The sequence below is a fragment of the Alphaproteobacteria bacterium HT1-32 genome, from assembly GCA_009649675.1.
Classification (GTDB): Bacteria; Pseudomonadota; Alphaproteobacteria; order Rhodospirillales; family HT1-32; genus HT1-32.
The window spans coordinates 417,153-435,723 of the sequence record WJPL01000001.1 but is presented as its reverse complement, the minus strand read 5'-3'; the positions used below and the strand labels follow the sequence as shown (position 1 = coordinate 435,723).

The 18,571-nt window shown below is 58.1% G+C and carries 17 protein-coding genes; 6 read left to right on the top strand and 11 right to left on the bottom strand.

The features are described from left to right. Positions 1-3: 3 nt before the first annotated feature. From GH722_01990 to GH722_01975, 4 genes are all read right to left on the bottom strand, one after another. Entirely contained in the window at positions 4-1,248 is a 1,245-nt protein-coding gene (locus GH722_01990) for an MFS transporter (protein MRG70526.1), read from the bottom strand. Positions 1,249-1,313: 65 nt separating this feature from the next. Next, positions 1,314-3,215, bottom strand: a complete 1,902-nt coding sequence (locus tag GH722_01985) for an AMP-binding protein (protein MRG70525.1) — start codon at positions 3,213-3,215, stop codon at positions 1,314-1,316. An 85-nt stretch (positions 3,216-3,300) separates the two neighbouring features. Then, the gene (locus GH722_01980; protein MRG70524.1) at positions 3,301-4,164 is read right to left on the bottom strand and encodes a carboxyvinyl-carboxyphosphonate phosphorylmutase; all 864 of its coding nucleotides are present in this window, start codon (positions 4,162-4,164) and stop codon (positions 3,301-3,303) included. A 141-nt stretch (positions 4,165-4,305) separates the two neighbouring features. Then, complete coding sequence (locus tag GH722_01975; protein MRG70523.1) at positions 4,306-5,502, bottom strand: ABC transporter substrate-binding protein; 1,197 nt, start codon at positions 5,500-5,502, stop codon at positions 4,306-4,308. A gap of 202 nt (positions 5,503-5,704) precedes the next feature. Here GH722_01975 and GH722_01970 point away from each other — a divergent pair, with 202 nt between their 5' ends. Beyond that, positions 5,705-6,232 carry a hypothetical protein gene (locus tag GH722_01970; protein ID MRG70522.1) on the top strand — a complete coding sequence of 176 codons (528 nt, stop codon included), beginning with the start codon at positions 5,705-5,707 and terminating at the stop codon, positions 6,230-6,232. A gap of 82 nt (positions 6,233-6,314) precedes the next feature. On the opposite strand, the gene GH722_01965 is transcribed toward GH722_01970, so the two are convergent. The 5 genes from GH722_01965 to GH722_01945 form a co-directional block, all read right to left on the bottom strand. After that, positions 6,315-7,388 (bottom strand): BMP family ABC transporter substrate-binding protein, encoded by a 1,074-nt coding sequence (locus GH722_01965; GenBank protein ID MRG70521.1) that lies wholly within the window; start codon positions 7,386-7,388, stop codon positions 6,315-6,317. 43 nt (positions 7,389-7,431) lie between these two features. Next, positions 7,432-8,355 carry an ABC transporter permease gene (locus GH722_01960; GenBank protein MRG70520.1) on the bottom strand — a complete coding sequence of 308 codons (924 nt, stop codon included), beginning with the start codon at positions 8,353-8,355 and terminating at the stop codon, positions 7,432-7,434. After that, positions 8,352-9,401, bottom strand: coding sequence for an ABC transporter permease (locus tag GH722_01955; GenBank protein MRG70519.1), 1,050 nt, complete (start codon positions 9,399-9,401; stop codon positions 8,352-8,354). Before GH722_01955 ends, GH722_01960 begins: the two co-directional genes overlap by 4 nt. A 31-nt stretch (positions 9,402-9,432) precedes the next feature. Beyond that, complete coding sequence (locus GH722_01950) at positions 9,433-10,965, bottom strand: ATP-binding cassette domain-containing protein (GenBank protein MRG70518.1); 1,533 nt, start codon at positions 10,963-10,965, stop codon at positions 9,433-9,435. Between the two features lie 149 nt (positions 10,966-11,114). Further along, a complete protein-coding gene (locus GH722_01945) occupies positions 11,115-12,434 on the bottom strand; it encodes an MFS transporter (protein MRG70517.1) in 1,320 nt (439 codons plus the stop codon). On the opposite strand from GH722_01945, the gene GH722_01940 reads away from it, so the two are divergent. From GH722_01940 to GH722_01920, 5 genes are all read left to right on the top strand, one after another. After that, entirely contained in the window at positions 12,400-13,185 is a 786-nt protein-coding gene (locus GH722_01940) for a helix-turn-helix domain-containing protein (protein MRG70516.1), read from the top strand. The two genes, GH722_01945 and GH722_01940, sit on opposite strands and share 35 nt — an antisense overlap. 85 nt (positions 13,186-13,270) lie before the next feature. Beyond that, the gene (locus GH722_01935; protein ID MRG70515.1) at positions 13,271-14,284 is read left to right on the top strand and encodes a zinc ABC transporter substrate-binding protein; all 1,014 of its coding nucleotides are present in this window, start codon (positions 13,271-13,273) and stop codon (positions 14,282-14,284) included. A gap of 48 nt (positions 14,285-14,332) precedes the next feature. After that, the gene (locus GH722_01930) at positions 14,333-14,917 is read left to right on the top strand and encodes a DUF1007 family protein (GenBank protein MRG70514.1); all 585 of its coding nucleotides are present in this window, start codon (positions 14,333-14,335) and stop codon (positions 14,915-14,917) included. Continuing rightward, positions 14,763-15,899: a hypothetical protein gene (locus GH722_01925; GenBank protein ID MRG70513.1), complete on the top strand. Its 1,137-nt coding sequence runs from the start codon at positions 14,763-14,765 to the stop codon at positions 15,897-15,899. Before GH722_01930 ends, GH722_01925 begins: the two co-directional genes overlap by 155 nt. Positions 15,900-15,957: 58 nt before the next feature. Next, positions 15,958-16,617, top strand: a complete 660-nt coding sequence (locus GH722_01920; protein ID MRG70512.1) for an HAD-IA family hydrolase — start codon at positions 15,958-15,960, stop codon at positions 16,615-16,617. A 337-nt stretch (positions 16,618-16,954) separates the two neighbouring features. Here GH722_01920 and GH722_01915 read toward each other — a convergent pair whose 3' ends face one another. Together GH722_01915 and GH722_01910 are read right to left on the bottom strand one after the other, a co-directional pair. Further along, positions 16,955-17,551 (bottom strand): CDP-alcohol phosphatidyltransferase family protein, encoded by a 597-nt coding sequence (locus GH722_01915; GenBank protein ID MRG70511.1) that lies wholly within the window; start codon positions 17,549-17,551, stop codon positions 16,955-16,957. After that, a complete protein-coding gene (locus GH722_01910) occupies positions 17,548-18,537 on the bottom strand; it encodes an NAD-dependent epimerase/dehydratase family protein (GenBank protein MRG70510.1) in 990 nt (329 codons plus the stop codon). Before GH722_01910 ends, GH722_01915 begins: the two co-directional genes overlap by 4 nt. Between the last annotated feature and the right edge of the window lie 34 nt (positions 18,538-18,571).

Here is an 18,571-nt window from a genome sequence, read left to right as displayed (position 1 = left end):
GGGTCAGGGCAACGGAGTTATTTCACGCTCGACAACCACGGCCAGACGCCCGAACCCGATTGAGACCACAACCAGATAAACAGCCATTACCAGGCTTTGCGTGCTGAAATGGATGCCAAGGTCGATCAGGCTGCCGGTGACGCCGGGGCCAAGTGCGGTTCCCAGAACCATGCCGGCGACGGCCATGGCGCGAATGGAACCCAGATTTCGTGTGCCATACAGTTCGGCCCATAATGCACCGAGGATGGTCGAGGCGGTTCCGGAGGTCAGGCCAATCAGGATCAGATAGGGAAACATGACCCAGGTTGCATCTATCGACGCCAGAATCAGCAGAGCCCCGGCCAGCGGCAGCAGATAGAAAGGAAGCAGCCTTGGCGTTCCATAGCGGTCGACGAGGACACCGCTGACCAGTGCGGCGGTGATGCCGGCACCGGAGAACAACGGAAAGGATGCGGCATAGGTCAGGATATCCCAGCCTTTGATCGAGATGATATGCGCCTGATGAAAGAACAGGGCCGTCGAGATGAAGGGCGGGGCCAGCACACCGGGCATCAGCGCCCAGTAGGCGGCGTGGCGAAGGACCTGCGGTCTGGTCCAGTGCTGTCCGCCAATGCCGGCAACCAGCCCCGCCTCATCAGCATCTGACGAGGGAATGCGTTCCCGCCGCAACAGGAACATCAGCAGCGGGGTCAGGATCAGCGCCAGTGCGGCTGCCGCTGCCAGCCAGGTCTGCCGCCAGCCGATCCCGGCAATCAGGGCGACCGCAATGAACGGAAACAATGCTTCGCCGAGCGGGTAGCCAAGGGCCGCGAAGGCGACGGCCTTGCCCCGCCGGCGTGCGAACCAGCGACCCATGGCCGTCATGGAAATATGGCTCATCATGCCCTGACCGCAGAACCGCAGCCCGAAGATAACCAGCCCCAGCATCAGCGCAGACTGCACATGGGCCATGGCAATGCAGACGGCCACGAATGCAGCGTAGACCAGCAGGGCCAGCGACCGTACCCGCATGACATCGGCCAGTCGTCCGACCTGTATCAGGGCGGCGGCCGAACAAAGCGTGGCAATGGTATAAAGCCTGCCCCATTCGCCGTGCGACAGGTTGAATTCTGCCTGCAGAGGTTCTGCAAACAGGGCGATGAAATAGGTCTGTCCGAAGCTGGAAGAAAAGGCGAGAACCAGCCCGGCGGACAGCCAGGGGGCATTGTCGCGCAGGAAGTCAGGACCGCCTATCTTGCGGACGAGCATGGGTCAGTCTTTCAGACTTCTGAGCCAGTCGGAACATGGACCGGTCAGACGATTTCAGGTTCGGATCAGCCGCCGGCATAACCGATGGTTTTGAGGGCGTCGCGGATTTCGTCGAGGATTGCCGGGTCGTCAATGGTTGCCGGTGTCTTGAATTCCTGATTGTCGGCAATCTTGACCATGATGGCTCTCAGGATTTTGCCCGACCGGGTTTTTGGCAGGCGCTTGATCACAACCGCATGCTTGAAGGCGGCGACCGGGCCGATTTTCTGCCGGACCATTTTCACAACATCGGCAACGACAGTTTCATGCGGTGTTTCCGTGCCGGCACTCAATACCATGAAGCCAACGGGAAGTTGTCCCTTCAGGTCGTCGCTGACCCCGATCACCGCGCATTCCGCGACATCAGGATGCTCGGCCAGAACTTCTTCCATGCCGCCGGTGGACAGCCGGTGACCCGCCACATTGATGATGTCATCGGTGCGGGCCATGACAAAGATATAGCCGTCTTCATCCATGATGCCGGCATCACCGGTTTCATAATATCCGGGGAAGGCTTCCAGATAGGCAGAATTAAACCGTTCCGGCGCATTCCAGATGGTCGGCGCACTGGACGGCGGCATGGGAAGCTTGCCGACGATGGCACCAATCTGGCCCGGCGGCAGCGTTTCATGGGTTTCCGGGTCCATGATGCTGATATCCCAGCCGGGTACGGCACGTGTCGGTGATCCGGGTTTTACCGGCAGGGGTTCAATCCCGATGCAGTTCGCGGCAATCGACCAGCCGGTTTCGGTCTGCCACCAGTGGTCGATGACAGGCACTTTCAGGGTGTCTTCTGCCCATTTGAGGGTGTCGGGATCACAGCGTTCACCGGCGAGGAACAGAACCCGGAATTTCGACAGGTCATACTTTTTCAGCAGTTCGCCTTTCGGATCCTGCTGCCGGATCGCCCGGAAGGCAGTGGGGGCGGTGAACATGGTGACGACACCATGCTGTTCAATCACCCGCCAGAAGGCACCGGCATCCGGTGTGCCCACCGGTTTGCCTTCATACATTACCGAGGTCGCCCCCTGTAGCAGCGGGCCGTAGATGATATAGGAATGACCGACAACCCAGCCAATGTCAGAGGCCGCCCAGTAGACTTCCCCAGGCTCGATATTATAGACCGCCTTCATCGACCATTTCAACGCAACCGCATGGCCGCCATTATCGCGGACGATCCCCTTCGGCTGGCCCGTCGTGCCCGAGGTGTAGAGGATATAAAGCGGGTCTGTGGCCTTTACCGGCACGCAGGGATGGGGCGGTGCACTGGTAATGAAATCGTTCCAGTCATGGTCACGGCCCTCAATCATCGTTGCCGTCGCTTGTTCCCGTTGCAGCACGACACAGAAGTCTGGCTTGCTGGTTGCGAGCTCAATGGCCTGATCCAGCAGCGGCTTGTATTCAACGACACGTCCGGGCTCGATCCCGCAGGAGCCGGAGATGATTGCCTTTGGTGCGCAGTCATTCAGACGCACGGCCAGTTCATTCGCCGCGAAACCGCCAAAGACGACAGAATGCACAGCCCCGATGCGGGCGCAGGCCAGAATGGCGATAACCGCTTCCGGAACCATCGGCATGTAAATGATGACGCGATCACCTTTGGAGACGCCCTTTGCAGCAAGACCACCGGCAAAAGCAGCGGTCAGGTCGCGCAATTCACGATAGCTGTAGGTTCGCACAGTGCCGGTGACCGGGCTGTCATAGATGAGGGCCGCCTGATCCGCCCGTCCGTCGTCGACATGGCGGTCCAGTGCGTTGTAGCAGGTGTTCAGTTCAGCCCCGGCAAACCAGCGATAGATCGGTGCTGCACTGTCATCAAGCACCCGGTCCCAGGGCTTGTCCCAGTGGATATCTGCGGCGACTTCGCCCCAGAACTCCTCCGGGTTTTCTATCGACCGTTTATGGGCAGCATCGAATTCACCAGCCATCTCAATATTCCCTCTGCTTCAGCCCACCTTTGTGGTGGATCTGTGACACTTTTATCAAAACCCGGCCCGGCACAAACAGTGCTGATTACTGCTCGCGACTCCACTTTTTGTCAAAATCCCAGACCCGCTCGAAACCCATCAGGCGGCTGAAAGCCTCGAAGTTTTCCAGCGGTGTTTCGATCTTGTCGGTAGAGCCTTCGGTCTTCAGCGTGCCGTAGGCGGCTTTCAGTGTTGCCCCGACGGCAAGGAAACCGGTGGCCGGGAAAATGGCAATGCTGTAGCCGATTTCCTCCAGTGCCTGCTTTGACAGGACAGGTGTGCGCCCGCCTTCAACCATGTTGGCAAGGGTTGGCAGGTCAAAGCGTTCGTTGATGGTGCGCATTTCCTCTTCGGATTCCGGCGATTCCACGAACAGCACATCCGCACCGGCCTTGGCGAAAGCTTCTGCCCGGCGCAATGCCTCGTCGAGGCCCAGTGTGGTGCGGGCGTCGGTGCGGGCGACAATCAGCATGTCGCTGCTGTCACGGGTGTCGGCGGCAACGCGGATTTTCAGGATCATGTCTTCAAGCGGGATAACCTTGCGGCCCGGCGTATGGCCGCATTTCTTCGGAAATTCCTGATCTTCAAGCTGAATGCCCGCGGCACCGGCCTTTTCATATCCCCGGACGGTATGTTCGACATTCAGCAGACCGCCATAGCCCGTATCACCATCAGCGATGACAGGTGTTTTCGTACCGCCGGCGATGGTTTCCACCCGGTTCAGCATGTCACTGTAGGTGGCAAGCCCGGCATCAGGCAGACCCAGATAAGAGGCAACAACCCCATAGCCTGTCATGTAAAGGCAGTCGAAGCCCATGCTGTCGGCAACCTTGGCAGAAATCATGTCGAAGACACCGGGGGCAACAAGCAGTTCGTCTGCGGTGAGTTTGTCTTTCAGGCTATGCGTCATGGAGGTCCTTCCGGGAGGCTTTGTTTTGTAAGGTATAAAAAGCAGTACCATCCCGCACTGTCAGGATGGCACTGTGATGATAGTCGGTAACCGCCAGCCCCGGATCCAGTGAAGCCGGGGCTGGCGGCTGACGTCAGGCTGTTACTTGGCGCATTTGCCGACGCCGAGTTCCTTGCAGGGATCCTTGACCTGTCCCATCGTATCGATGACTTCAATCATCAGGCGGCCATCTTTCTTCACAACGCGATGGACGTTTTCGTTATGCACGATGTCACGGGTTTCCGGATCAATCATGATCGGACCGCGGGGACTGTCGAACTTCCAGCCCTTCAGGGCGGCCATGGTGCCGTCAGCAGAGACATCGCCTTTCTGGGCCTTGATTGCATGGGCGATTGCCGCCATGCCGTCCCAGCCCGCAACGCCCATGAAGTCAGGCGTTGTGTCAGCGCCATAAGCTGCTTTCCAGGCAGCAACGAAGGCCTTGTTGATCGGTGTGTCATAATCAGCGGAATAGTGATGCATGGTCAGCAGACCTTCTGCCGCATCGCCCATGCCCTGCAACTTGGTGTCCTGGGTGATATCGCCCGGGCCAATCAGCTTGATGCCGGCACCGGCCATGTCGAGGTTGGCGAAGGTTTTGGCAACAGCGGTGGCGTGGTTACCTGATGGCACGAAGACATAGAAACAGCCCGGCTTGGCATCCTTGACCCGCTGGAAGAACGGCGTGAAGTCAGGCACATCGCCCGGGCCGCCCATCGGAATTGTATCGATGATTTTACCGCCGGCTTTTTCAAAACCCATCTGGAAGGCTGCGAGGCTGTCCTTGCCCGGCGGATAGTCGCTGTAGCCAATGGCGGCTGTTTTGCAGCCGATCTTGTTGAAGGCGTAATCACCCATCGGATAGCCGGACTGCCACATGGTGAAGGACACCCGGGCGATATAGGGCGAGAGGCTGGGAATCCAGGCAGTGCCTGCATTCATCACAATCATCGGTACTTTGCCCTGTGTTGCCAGCGGTGCTGATGCCATGGCGTTCGGTGAAAAAATGAAGCCCGCCAGCATATCCACCTTTTCGCGGGTGATGAGTTCAAGAACCGCGTTCTTGGCAATGTCTCCGCCGGGGCGTTTCGAATCCCGTTTGACGAGTGTAACCGTATGACCGTCGAAGGCTTCGGGATGTGACTTCAGATAAAGTTCCATGCCGCGATCGACTTGTTCGCCAAGTTCTGCAGCCCCCCCGCTGTAGGTCAGTACGACCCCGACCTTGACTTCCTTCGCCTGCGCAGCGGCCGTGAGCATCAGGCCTGCGACAGCGGCCGTAATTGTCTGTTTAAGCATCGTTATATTCCCTCCCTGGAAAAACGAAGTGACGGGGCCACAATTATGACACCCCGGACATTCAGTATAAGTGCAGACAAAAAGGCAATTCAATCAGCTTGACGATGCCACGGCTTTATCGCCTGCCAGTTCTTCTGCTATGGCGTCCGGTGTGATGATCTGCCAGACTGCCACAGAACAGTTCACTGGAGAGGCGCCCGGTTTGAAGAACAAGCATCTTCGCATTGCGATATTCTGCAGAAACCGTCCGGGACTTGTTCAGTCAATCACCGATAAGCTTTCTCGGCTGGGAGCAAATCTTGGCCCGACATCCTTTGCCGTTCTCGGCAACGGAGCGGAGTTTACCTGTGTCGCAACAGTTGGAGGCGACCGGGAAATCTGGGAATTTGATTCCGCCATTCTGGTGATGCCGGAACTGGTTGATGCACAGATATCAGTGCATGAGTACGGTTTTGGAACAGAGTTTGGTGCAGAGAACAGGGTCAATTTTCTGCTGACGATTGCCGGAACTGACCGACGGGGCCTGCTGGCTGACTTCACCGCATTTCTGGGCTCTCTGGATGTCGCTGTGGTCCGGATGACGACAGAGGTTACCTCGTCACCTGTTGATGCGATTTTCACAACCCGTTTTACAGTCTGGATTGACCCGGAACATGCGGCGGAAACGCTGACTAAGATTGATGCTCATGCGCAGGCACATAAACTCGGTGTAACTCAGATGATTCTTTAGAAACGTTCAGGCAGTTTCACCCCGGATATAAAAACGCCCGCCGCAATGCGACGGGCGTTTCTGTTTTCAGTTGAAGGACAGCTTATTTCGGGAGCTTGCCCTGAACGCCTTCGACGTACCAGTCCATCGTCAGCAGAGCCTTGTCGTCAAGCCGTTCACCGGCTTTGACCACGACTTTACCTGACTGGTCCTTGATCGGTCCCGTGAAGGGGTGGAGCTTGCCGGACTTGATATCGGCAACCGCCTGTTCGGCCATTGCAATGGCGTCAGCCGGCAGATCCTTGTTGTAAGGAGCCATTTCCAGCATGCCCTTGTCCAGACCGTCCCAGACATCCTGTGACTTCCAGGTGCCGTCGATGACCGCACGGGTTCGCTCCACATAATAATGATCCCAGACATCGATGATCGCTGTCATGTGCGATTTCGGAGCGAACTTGCTCATGTCAGATGCCTGACCGATGGCCCAGACGCCACGTTCCTGTGCGATCTGCACCGGGGCCGGGCTGTCCGTATGCTGAGAAATGACATCAGCACCCTGATCAATCAGGGCCTTGGCAGCATCACTTTCCTTGCCCGGATCGTACCAGGTGTTAACCCAGACAACCTTGACCTCAGCTTCCGGCTTAACGCTGCGCAGTGCCATGGTGAAGGCATTGATGCCGCGGACAACTTCCGGAATCGGGAAGGAGGCGATATAGCCGACGACATTGGATTTCGTAACCTTGCCGGCAAGCAGTCCGGCGACATGGCGACCTTCATAGAAGCGGGCAGCATAGGTCGAGACGTTCGCATCCCGCTTGTAGCCGGTCGCATGTTCGAACTTCACCTTAGGGAACTGTTTCGCGACCTTCAGGGTCGGGTTCATGAAGCCGAAGGAGGTTGTGAAAATCAGGTCATGACCTTCCTGTGCCAGTTTGCGGATAACACGCTCTGCGTCGGCACCCTCGGAAACACTTTCAACAAAGGTGGTTTTTACCTTGTCGCCAAACTCCTTCTCAATGGCGAGACGGCCCTGATCATGGCGATAGGTCCAGCCGTGATCCCCGACCGGCCCAACATAAATGAAGCCGACTTTTGTCTGCGCGCTGGCAGTTGTTGCCATCAGGCCGACCGCAAGGGCGGCGGCGGTGGCGGTACCCAGCAATTTCTTGATCATGATCACCTCACTGTTTCGGGTTGTGTTTCATTGTGCTCCATCCTCAGGAGTCCGGATGGAAGACCTTGCCGATGCAGGCCGGTGCATTCAACCGGATTCGCAGGCTGTCACGCGAGATCATGACCAGCACGGCGATGGTTGCAAGATAGGGCAGCATCGACAGGAATTGTGATGGAATATCGACCCCCAGCCCCTGCACATGCAACTGGGCAATGGTGACGCCGCCGAACAGATAGGCACCGATCAGCACCCAGCCCGGTTTCCATGTTGCGAAGACGACCAGCGCCAGGGCAATCCAGCCGCGGCCAGCGGTCATGTTTTCAATCCACATCGGGGTATAGGCAAGGGACAGATAGGCTCCGCCGATACCGGACATGGCGCCGCCGAACATGACGGCGAGATAACGGATGCCGATGACATTGTAGCCAATGGCATGGGCCGCATGATGGTTCTCGCCAACAGCGCGCAGAACCAGTCCGCCGCGACTGTGATTGAGGAACCAGTATACCGCCCCGACAAGGGCAACAGACAGATAGACCAGCGGGTCATGACCGAACAATACAGGGCCAATCAGCGGGATGTCGCTGATCACCGGAATCGCCAGTTTTGGCAGCGCGTCCATGGGGGTGCCGACAAAATCCTGTCCGATCAGGGCGCTGAGACCGACACCGAACAGGGTCAGGGCAAGGCCGGAGGCCACCTGATTGGCCAGCATGGTCAGGGTAAGGAAGGCAAACAGCAGCGACATTACAATCCCGGCCAGTGCCCCGGCGACAACGCCCAGGGCCGGGCTGCCGGTGGCAACCGTTGTGGCAAATCCGGAGACGGCACCCAGCAACATCATGCCTTCAACCCCGAGATTGAGAACGCCAGATTTTTCGGTCACCAGTTCGCCGGTGGCGGCAAACACCAGTGGCGTCGCGGCGGCAATCATCGACAGCAGAATGGCAGCGGTTGTGTCGATCATTCTGCGGCGGCCTTCATGGTGGCAGGGCGACTGACGACCCGCCGGATGCGATAGCGGATCAGCACGTCGGCGCTTAACAGGAAGAACAGCAGCATCCCCTGAAAGACACCGGTAACGGCAAGCGGCATTCCCATGTCGATCTGTACGGCTTCGCCTCCGATATAGGAGAGCGCCATCAGCAACCCGGCAAACAGGATCCCGACCGGATGAAGGCGGCCCAGGAAGGCGACAATAATCGCCGTGAAGCCATAGCCGGGGGAGATGACCGGCAGCAGCTGGCCAATAGGGCCGGCCACTTCACTAATACCGGCCAGCCCGGCCAGCCCGCCGCTGACCAGTAGGGTAAACCAGATGATCCCCCTGGCGCTGAACCCTGCGAAAGACCCGGCTGAAGGCGTCATGCCGATCACCCGGATCTGGAAGCCGATCAGGCTGCGGCTTAACAGCATCCAGGCTGCCAGCACGACAAACAGGGCGATGATCGCCGAAATGCTGACCCGTGACCCCTCGAACAGAATCGGCAGGGTGGCCGCATCATGGAAGATGCGTGATTCCGGGAAATTGAACCCGTCCGGATCGCGATAGGGGCCGTTCACAAGATAGCTGAGCAGCAATGTGGCGACATAGGTCAGCATCAGGCTGGTCAGGATTTCATTGGCATTGAACCGGGTCTTCAGAAAGGCCGGAATGGCTGCCCAGGCCATGCCACCGGCAATGCCGGTTACAATCATCAGCGGCAGCAGCCAGAAGCCGTTGCTGTCATGAAACAGCAATGCCATGCCACCACCGGCAATGGCACCGGCGATCAGCTGGCCTTCTGCACCGATATTCCAGACATTGGCCCGAAAGCCGATGGCGAGGCCGGTTGCACAAAGAATGAGGGGTGTGGCCTTCACCAGTAACTCGGACATTCCGTAGACATCACTGACCGGCTTGATGAAGAAGGTATAGAGCGCGGTTTGCGGGGCGTGGCCCATCAGGGCGAACAGCCCGGACCCGAACAGCAGTGTCAGAGCGATGGCAATGAACGGGGTCGCATAGATCATGACCTTTGAGCGTTCGCCCCGGGGCTCCAGCTTAAGCAACATCTGCAGCCTCCGTTGTGGCGTCGGCACCACCCATCAGCAGTCCGATTTCCTCAATCGTGGTCTCAGCGGTGGGGCGGGCATCGCTGAGCCGCCCGTGATGTATGACGGCGATCCGGTCGGTAATTTCAAACAGCTCATCCAGATCCTGTGAGATCACCAGAATGGCCGCTCCCCGGCCTCGCAGATCGATCATGGCCTGCCGGATGGCCGTGGCGGCACCGGCATCAACCCCCCAGGTCGGTGCGGCGACGATCAGCAGTTTCGGATCCTGCATGATTTCACGACCCATGATGAATTTCTGCAGGTTGCCGCCGGACAGACTGCGTGCCTCCGCCATGTCGCCGCGTGCCCGGACGGAATAGGTCGTGATGATGTCGCGGGCAAAGCTGACGGCTTTGCCGAGGCTGATCATGCCGCTGGAGACCATGCCCTGCTGCTGATAACTGCTCAGCAGGGCATTCTCTGATAATGACATTTCCGGCACGGCGCCCTGTCCAAGGCGCTCTTCCGGTACAAACCCCATGCCCAGCAATCGCCGCTGGCGAGGGCCGGTCCAGCCGACACCGACACCGCCGATACGAATGGCATCGGCTGTCAGGCAAAGCGCTTCGCCATTCAGGATTTCCAGAAATTCGGCCTGTCCGTTACCGGCAACCCCGGCAACCCCGACAATTTCACCAGCGCGGACAGTCAGGGAAAGGTCATGCAGATCGACGCCGAAGGGCCGGTCGCTGGGGAATGACAGTCCGGTCATCTCCAGTACCGGTTCACCGGCATTACCGGCGGCTCCCCGCCGGGATGCACCGACTTCGCTGCCAATCATCAGGGCGGCAAGTTCGCGGGCTGTCGATGCCTTGGGATCGGCAAAGCCGACAACTTTGCCACCACGCAGAATGGTGGCACGATGGCAGAGTGCCCGGATTTCTTCGAGTTTGTGGCTGATATAGAGGACGGAACATCCCTGAGTGACCAGTTCGCGCAGGGTCTCGAACAGGCCGTCAGCTTCCTGCGGTGTCAGCACCGAGGTTGGCTCGTCCATGATCAGCAGTTTGGGGTCCTGCAACAGGCAACGGACAATTTCGACCCGCTGTCGTTCACCAACCGACAGGGAATGGACATGCCGGTCCGGATCAATGGCCAGACTATAACGGCTGGCGATGGACCGGATTTCTTCCGCCAGCCGGTTGATCGGCGGATTGCTGTCCAGCCCAAGGGCAATGTTTTCGGCAACCGTCAGGGAATCGAACAGGGAGAAGTGCTGGAATACCATACCGATCCCAAGCTTGCGGGCGGCGGCGGGTGATTCAATCTGGACCGGCTGGCCTTCCCAGAGAATTTCTCCCTCGTCCGGCTTCAGCACGCCATAGACGATCTTCATCAGGGTGGACTTACCCGCCCCGTTTTCACCCAGCAAAGCGTGGATTTCTCCTGCTTTGACGTCGAGATCAACATGGTCGTTGGCAATACAGCCGGGGAACCGTTTGGTGACCTGAGACAGGGTTAGCAGAGACGCCGCTGTCACAGCTGTCCCCTGTCAACCTGCATCAGTCCTTTATAGCCCAAGGATAACGTCATTCTTGCGAAGCCGCTCAGCCATAGTTCTCCCCACTTATGGCTATTGTAACGGTCGCGGCTGGCCGTGCACCTGCTTTATTGCATTCGCGATGACGTTTATTCTGCGGGTTGTGGCGCGGCGGCCTCAGCTTCGGTCTTGCTGTCCGGTAACAGCATGGATGAAAAGGCAACGAGGGTCATCAGTCCGCCGAGCAGCATATAGAGTTCATCAAAGCCGCCGAACCGCGCATGCAGCGTGGCAACCAGCCAGTAGGCCAGTGCGGCAACTGTCAGGCCGAGTGTGTATTTCAGGGCATAGAACCGCGCCCGCCATTCGTTTGCGGAATAATGGCCAACAAGCCAGTCATTGACCGGAATCTGGCCGAATACGGCAAACATCATGCCGAACAGCAGGATCATCAGAATATAGTCAGACCCGGCCGGGGCCAGAAACAGGAACAGCGCCTGGGTGCCGGTGACACAGGCAAGGATCCAGCGCGCCTCGAATTTTTCGATCAGATTGCCGATAATCAGCTGGGCGATGGAGGCCACAGCGAAGATCAGCATGGCAAACAGGCCGATTTCTGACAACCGGCCGACAACGCCGCTTGCCCCCTGCTCGATGATTTTTGGCAGGGCTGTCGATGTGGCATGGAATACCAGACCGCCCAGGGTGGCAGCCATTGCCATGGCGAAGAAGATGCGGGCCATCAGGCCCTGATTCGTCAGCGCAACAGCGGCTGACTTGCGTTTGGCGATCACCGGGTCGCCCTGCTGTCCATAAGTCATGGCATAGGCAACGCCGATCAGAACCGAGATTGCTCCGGGGATAAAGAAAGCATATTTCCAGCCGATCAGTTCGGTGATGGTCGCGGCTGTTACGGCAGCCGCCGCCAGTCCGAGATTGCCCCAGACACCGTTGACCGCAAGGTCACGCCCGGCATTCTCGGCACCGGAGAAAACCATCGCAATACCGACGGGATGATAGATCGCGGCAAAGATGCCGATCGCCAGCATTCCCATGCCGATCTGGAATGGCGTGGTGGCAAATCCGGCCCCGATGGCAGAAAGACCAATCCCGATGAAGAAGACCGACATCATGCCGTGACGGCTCCACCGGTCGCCCAGCCAGCCCATTGGAATGGAGGCCGCGCCAAAGGCAAAAACACCGAGAGAGCCGTAAATCAGCAGATCGTCATAGGCAAAAGACCATTCATCCTGCAAGGCGAGCACGACCGTCGGATAGATCAGAATGAACATGTGATCGAGGAAATGGCCGATATTGAGGAACATGAAATGTTTGCGCATGGGATTGCCGGAGCTCCGCTGGTGGTGTGTAGTAAACGCGATGTTCTGAATAGCAGCTTGCCTGCCTAGCTGTCTCAAGACAGAATGACATATTATGTCGTTAAACAGACAAAACCCCGGCCCAACCATCGATCCGCCCGTCCGTGACTGGGACGGACCGCTTTATGCCCGGGCACGTGTCTATTCTTCCGGCCACAGATTGCCACCGCACAGTCACCCGACGGCACAGCTGCTTTATGCGGCTTCCGGTGTGATGACGGTTATGTCGGAAAAGGGGGTCTGGGTCGCCCCGCCACAGCGTGCTGTCTGGGTGCCGGTGCATACGGACCATGAGACGATGGTGCGCGCTGAACTGTCTTTGCATTCACTTTATATTCGCCCGGAAGCGGCTCTCTGGATGCCGGATGAACCGGCGGTAGTGAAAGTCACCCCGTTGTTGCGGGCCCTGATTCTGGCAGCGATTGATTTGCCGGCGCATTTTGCACCGGGTGGCCGTGAAGAACGTATTCAGGCCCTTATACTCGATGAGATGAAGGCCCTTGCCACGGCTCCGCTGCATCTGCCGGAACCGGCGGACAGACGGCTGCGCCTGATGACAGATGCCTTGCGGGCCGAACCCTCTGACCCCCGGGGGCTTTCGGAATGGGCGGAGACAGCCGGAGCAAGTGAACGGACACTGGCCCGGCTGTTTGTGGCAGAGACGGGGATGACTTTCGCAGAGTGGCGGCGGCAGGCACGCTTACTGGCTGCGTTGTCTGCGCTTGCAGAGGGGGTGCCTGTTACCCAGGTAGCCTTCGATGTCGGCTATGAAAGCCCGTCCGCCTTTGTTGCCATGTTTCGCCGCAGCCTTGGACAGACCCCGGCACGCTACTTCGATTGAAAAAGTTGCATCAGAAATCGCTTCACGCCGGAAGCATTTTGATTTATCTGTTATGTTATAACATAACGATTCGAGCGAATGACCAATGCAACGTCTCTTTCTCCCCTCACTACTGCTGAGTTTCTTTTTTCTGTCGCCGGCATTTGCGCAGGTGCCAGCCCCCCGGGTCGTGGTCTCTATCCCGCCGCTGCACAGTATTGTCGCCCGGGTGATGCAGGATGTCGGGGAGCCTGATCTGCTGCTCTCGGGTGGCGCATCACCACATGCCTTCAGCCTGAAGCCGTCACAGGCCCGGTTGCTGCAGGATGCTGGTATGGTGGTTTATACCGGTCCCGGACTGGAACGGTTTCTTGAACATACGCTGGAAAATATCGGTTCCGGCACCCGTATCGTCGAGGCGATGGAACTGGCTGGCGTGACGGTTGTTGCCCGCAGGGAAGGCGGGGTCTGGGAGGCCGAAGACCATCATGAACACGAGCATTCTGAAAAGGACGCCCATGGACATGCCAAAGAACAGGATCATGATCATGCGAAAAAGCATGACGATCATGAGAAAGCTGGCGCGCATGCCGGGCACAATCATGGAAATACTGACCCGCATATCTGGCTTGATCCGCATAATGCGGAGGCCATTGCCTTGCAGGTAGCGGAGCATCTGTCTGAACTGGACCAGAGAAATGCCGATACCTATCGCCGGAATGCCCGGAATTTTGTAACAGAACTGGAGGCGCTGGAAGCCAGTCTTCAGGCTGTCCTGAAACCGGTGGCTGATCGAAAGTATGTCGTCTTCCACGATGCCTACCGGTATTTTGAAGATCATTTCGGCCTTACACCGGTCGGTGCCGTGACACTGGATCCTGAGAGCACACCCGGGGTGGCACAAGTTCTGGAAATTGCTGGCCTGATCAAGGCACGTGGTGCGGTCTGCCTGTTTGCAGAACCGCAGTTTGAACCGCGGCTGGTTCGTCGTCTGGCAGAAGGTAACGAAATTCGTGTCGGGGTTCTCGATCCGCTTGGCGCGGACCTGACACCGGGTCCGGGACTTTATCCGGCATTGATGACGGGGCTGGCAAAAGCATTTGCATCCTGTCTCGGATAAAGCGAGTGGGGACTGGAAGACCGCTCTGTTTGAGATTACGATCCGGGCATGAGCTTCATGCGTTTCATTCTTGTTTCAGTGTTTTATCTGGCCGGATTTTCTGTGCCGGTGGCGGCCCATCCACATGTCTGGATAGATGTTGCGGCAGAGATGGCAAGTGCGCCGGGCAAGCCACTGGAACTGGTGATGCGCTGGCGGATGGATGAATTTCTGTCGTCGGCATTGCTGGAAGATTTTGACCAGAACAAGGACGGGAAGCTGACGGACTCAGAAATCTCGGCCATGCGGGATACCGCCTTCAAGGCGCTGGAGGGCGGACATTATTTCACGGTTGTGGTGGCAGGCGGGCGCGACCACAAGCCGACCGGTGCCGGCAGCTTTACCGCTGTTGCGGAGGATGGGGTTGTTACCTATCAGTTTACCCTGACATTTGCCGACCTGCCGGCGGCACAAACCAGCAAATGGGACCTGTTTGTCTATGACACGGAAAATTACGTGGATTTCCAGTTTGTCGCGGATCGTCCCGTCGTTCCGGAAAGCTGCAACGCGAGCCTGCAGGATGCGCCGGAACGACCTTACTATTCCGGCATGCTGTTCCCCCGGAAGGCTCAAATTCGCTGCACTGGCAGTTAGTCTGTTCCTGCTTTTTGCTGCGGGGGTGGGTGAGCAGGCATATGCGCAGGGCTATTTCGGGCCGGGTGCAGGTAAATCCGCAGAAACGGTTACACAAGATGAAAGCTGGCTGCCGGGGCCGCTGGTCACGCTGGGGCGTGAGATTGCGGCCTATCAGAACCGCTTTTCCCGGGAACTCCGTACGGCGGTTTCAGGCCAGCAGGGGGGCGTCGGGCTGGCCGGGGCTGTCAGCGTTATCTTTCTCTCGTTCCTGTACGGGATATTCCATGCCGCCGGACCGGGGCATGGCAAAATGGTAACCGTCACCTATTTCCTGACCCGGCGCGGACGATTGTCGAGCGGGCTGGCGCTGGCTGCCGGTATCGCCCTCGTTCAGGCATTGTCAGCGATCCTGATTGTCGGCGGCCTGTCCTGGCTGCTGGGTGCGACATCCCGCGACGTTATCGGTATGGCAACCACGATCGAGATTGGCAGTTATGTCATCGTTGTCGCCGTCGGATTGTTCATGCTGGTCAATATTCTGCGCGGTCGCGATGCCTGCGGGCACCGGCATGACCATGAACATGGGGACCACCACCATCATCACCACGATCACAACCATCACCACCATCATGACAGAACAGATGGCGGGGACGGGCCGACTGAAGGCGTGCCGGACCGGGGCAATATCGTCGGGTTGTCTCTTGCGTCCGGGTTGCGTCCCTGTACCGGGGCCATTCTGGTCCTGCTGTTTACACTGGCGAACGGGGTGTTTCTGCTGGGGGTTGTCGCAACTCTGTTCATGGGACTTGGCGTTGCCATTACCATCGGTCTGATCGGGCTGGGCGCGATTGCGGCACAGCGCGGCCTGTTTCGCCTGCTGCCGCAAGGCGGAGGCGGCAAGGTGAGCCGGTATCTGGGGGCGGCGGGAGCAGTGCTGGTGATGCTGATGGGACTGGCTTTATTGCTGGGCGCGGTCAGTGGCGGGGCCGTGGCTGCTTGAAGCAGGGGATGACAGCGGTTATCACCCGGCATCCTCTTCGCAGCCGGAAAGCAGATTGATGCGCCTGGATGATTATGACGGTGTTGTCTTCGACCTTGATGGCACGATTCTGGATTCCGAACGAATCTATCATGCGGTCTGGATGGATGCTGCCGAGGCTCTCAGCCTGCGCTCTGATGCCGAGTTTTTTCGTAGCCTGCTCGGTCTGAGCTTTCCGGCAGCGATCGAAAAAGCGGCGGTTTTTTTCGGACCTGATTTTGACCCTGCCGAATTCGACCGGGTCAGCCGGGAAGCGGTGGAGGAACGTCTGAAAGCCGGGGTTCCATTGAAACCGGGTGTGGGCGACCTGATTGAAGTCTTTGCCACAGCAGGCTTGCCGCTGGCGATTGCAACTTCGTCACGGCGGATCTCCATTGACCGTCACCTTGCACCACATGGGCTGGTCAGTGCGTTCAGAACCATTGTCACACAGGAAGATGTACGCTCAACAAAACCGCATCCGGAACCCTATCTGACGGCGGTCAGCAGGATAGGCGGTGTGCCGGAGCGGTGTCTCGCAATCGAAGATTCTGCGAACGGGGTTCGTTCTGCCGTGGCGGCGGGCCTGTCCGTCGTCGCGATTCCGGATATTGCCCACCTGCCGGAAGACCTGATTGAAGACTGTTTTCATGTGCTGGAAAATCTGGCGGACCTGCAGGGCCTGATCAAATTCGACTGATGACACCGGGCCGGACTCTGGCACCCTGAAAGCTGGTAAAGAAAAGGCCTGGTGAACGAATTCACCAGGCCTCAACCTCGGTCAGCGACTAGTCACGCCGTATCCCGAGATCAACGACCAGCACTAGAGGGGTAGGGCAGGCGCACCAGCCGTCGATCTGTTCTTGTGAGTGCAGGTGTCATGCCAGAATTACAGAATTCAGTCGTAAATTTTAAGTCGTTGAATTTTATGAATTTATTTGGGTTTTCTTGTCTATTGTCGACAGTGTGAAATATGCATCAAAGAATCGCTCGCAAAATGCAAAAGTCTTTTGACCAGACAAATTGCATTCTGCGAATTATTTGCGAAATGCACGCCGGAACTTGAGCGCGAGAACCAGGGCGAAGGTTGGTGCGCCAACAACTGCCAGCAGCAGCAGGATGTCCTGAAACCCGAGAAGGATCAGGACAGGCACCGCAAACATGCCGTCATCCGGGTCGATCCCCTTGAAGCCGGTTACTTCCCCTGCACGTTCGCCTTCGATGGCTTCCATCCGGGTGACGAGCCAGAAAATGAAGGCAACGGCCAGCCCGGCGGCTGTACCCATGACGATTGACCATTCGCCGTATGACCCGGCCCGCAGACCGACCCCAAGGCCGATGAAAGCGAGGGCATTGCAGAAGGCATCGCTGAACAGATCATATTTGTGTCCGAACGGGGATTTCTTGCCGGACTGGCGGGCCAGTTCGCCATCAGCCCGGTCGAGAACCATGGAGAGGATGAATAACCAGCCTCCCCAGGTCCAGTTTGCCGTCTCGCCGGTTGCGAACAGGACCGTCGCCCCGATACCCGCAGCCAGACGAAGTGTGGTGATCTGATTCGGGGTCACCGGTGTGTTGACCAGCGGGCGCACCAGACCGCGCACGGCGCGATGGATATAGGTATTATGGCTCATGTCAGATATCCGTTTTGCTGGAACCAGATGATGGCATCATGGATCGCGTCGGGGGCGGGGCGATGGGTGTAACCCAGTTCGGCTTCAGCTCTGGCACTGGTAAACCACATTTTCTTTTTAGCCATGTTGAGGCCGTCGACGGTTGCAAAGGGTTCTTTACCCGTCAGTCGTGCAATCTGCTCGGCGCACCAGGCGAAAGGCAGGATGAGGTTATGCGGCAGGCTTACCGTTGGCGGTTTCCGGCCCTGCTGCCGTGCGACGATGCCAAGAATTTCTGCAAGACTGAGATTATCACCGCCGAGAATATAGCGTCGTCCGGCGCGGCCGTTTTTCCAGGCCAGCAGGTGACCGGCGGCAACATCATCCACATGCACGATATTCAGGCCGGTATCGACAAAAGCCGGCATTCGTCCGGCAGCCGCCTCGACGATCATCCGTCCGGTCGGGGTCGGCTTTACATCCCGGGGGCCGATGGGGGTTGATGGATTGACGATGACAATGTTCATCCCGTCCCGTTCCACCAGTTCATCAACTGCTTTTTCCGCATCAAACTTTGACTGCTTGTAAGGGCCGATCATGTCGGCGCGGGTTGATGCCGTATTTTCGTCAGATGGCTCTGCCGATTTGTGCAGGCCCAGAACAGCGACGCTGGAGGTGTAGACCATGCGGTCGACGCCTGCTTCGGCGCTGGCCCGGAACAAATTGACCGTGCCGTCCACATTGGCGGTGAACATGGGGCGCGGGTCCGGTGCCCAGAGCCGGTAATCCGCAGCGACGTGGAAAACCGCCTGACAACCTTTCACCGCGGCCCTGAGGCTGCGTGAATCGGTGAGGTCGGCTTCGACAATTTCTGCCTGCAACCCGTCCAGATTTCGCCGGTCGGAACCGGTGCGGGCAATCAGCCGCAGATCATTGCCGTCGGCGATCAGCGCCCGCGCGACAGCGGCACCGACAAATCCGGTTGCGCCTGTTACCAGAATGGTCATGGTCGGATCACGATGATCGGCTCCTCAGCGGGCG

Excerpts from the sequence above, each read along its gene's own strand:
- GH722_01985 (MRG70525.1), bottom strand. The coding sequence starts at position 3,215 with ATGGCTGGTGAATTCGATGCTGCCCATAAACGGTCGATAGAAAACCCG.
- GH722_01940 (MRG70516.1), top strand. The coding sequence starts at position 12,400 with ATGTCGTTAAACAGACAAAACCCCGGCCCAACCATCGATCCGCCCGTC.
- GH722_01935 (MRG70515.1), top strand. The coding sequence starts at position 13,271 with ATGCAACGTCTCTTTCTCCCCTCACTACTGCTGAGTTTCTTTTTTCTG.
- GH722_01975 (MRG70523.1), bottom strand. The coding sequence starts at position 5,502 with ATGCTTAAACAGACAATTACGGCCGCTGTCGCAGGCCTGATGCTCACG.
- GH722_01960 (MRG70520.1), bottom strand. The coding sequence starts at position 8,355 with ATGATCGACACAACCGCTGCCATTCTGCTGTCGATGATTGCCGCCGCG.
- GH722_01965 (MRG70521.1), bottom strand. The coding sequence starts at position 7,388 with ATGATCAAGAAATTGCTGGGTACCGCCACCGCCGCCGCCCTTGCGGTC.
- GH722_01930 (MRG70514.1), top strand. The coding sequence starts at position 14,333 with ATGAGCTTCATGCGTTTCATTCTTGTTTCAGTGTTTTATCTGGCCGGA.
- GH722_01990 (MRG70526.1), bottom strand. The coding sequence starts at position 1,248 with ATGCTCGTCCGCAAGATAGGCGGTCCTGACTTCCTGCGCGACAATGCC.
- GH722_01910 (MRG70510.1), bottom strand. The coding sequence starts at position 18,537 with ATGACCATTCTGGTAACAGGCGCAACCGGATTTGTCGGTGCCGCTGTC.
- GH722_01920 (MRG70512.1), top strand. The coding sequence starts at position 15,958 with ATGCGCCTGGATGATTATGACGGTGTTGTCTTCGACCTTGATGGCACG.
- GH722_01925 (MRG70513.1), top strand. The coding sequence starts at position 14,763 with ATGACACGGAAAATTACGTGGATTTCCAGTTTGTCGCGGATCGTCCCG.
- GH722_01945 (MRG70517.1), bottom strand. The coding sequence starts at position 12,434 with ATGGTTGGGCCGGGGTTTTGTCTGTTTAACGACATAATATGTCATTCT.
- GH722_01955 (MRG70519.1), bottom strand. The coding sequence starts at position 9,401 with ATGATCTATGCGACCCCGTTCATTGCCATCGCTCTGACACTGCTGTTC.
- GH722_01915 (MRG70511.1), bottom strand. The coding sequence starts at position 17,551 with ATGAGCCATAATACCTATATCCATCGCGCCGTGCGCGGTCTGGTGCGC.
- GH722_01980 (MRG70524.1), bottom strand. The coding sequence starts at position 4,164 with ATGACGCATAGCCTGAAAGACAAACTCACCGCAGACGAACTGCTTGTT.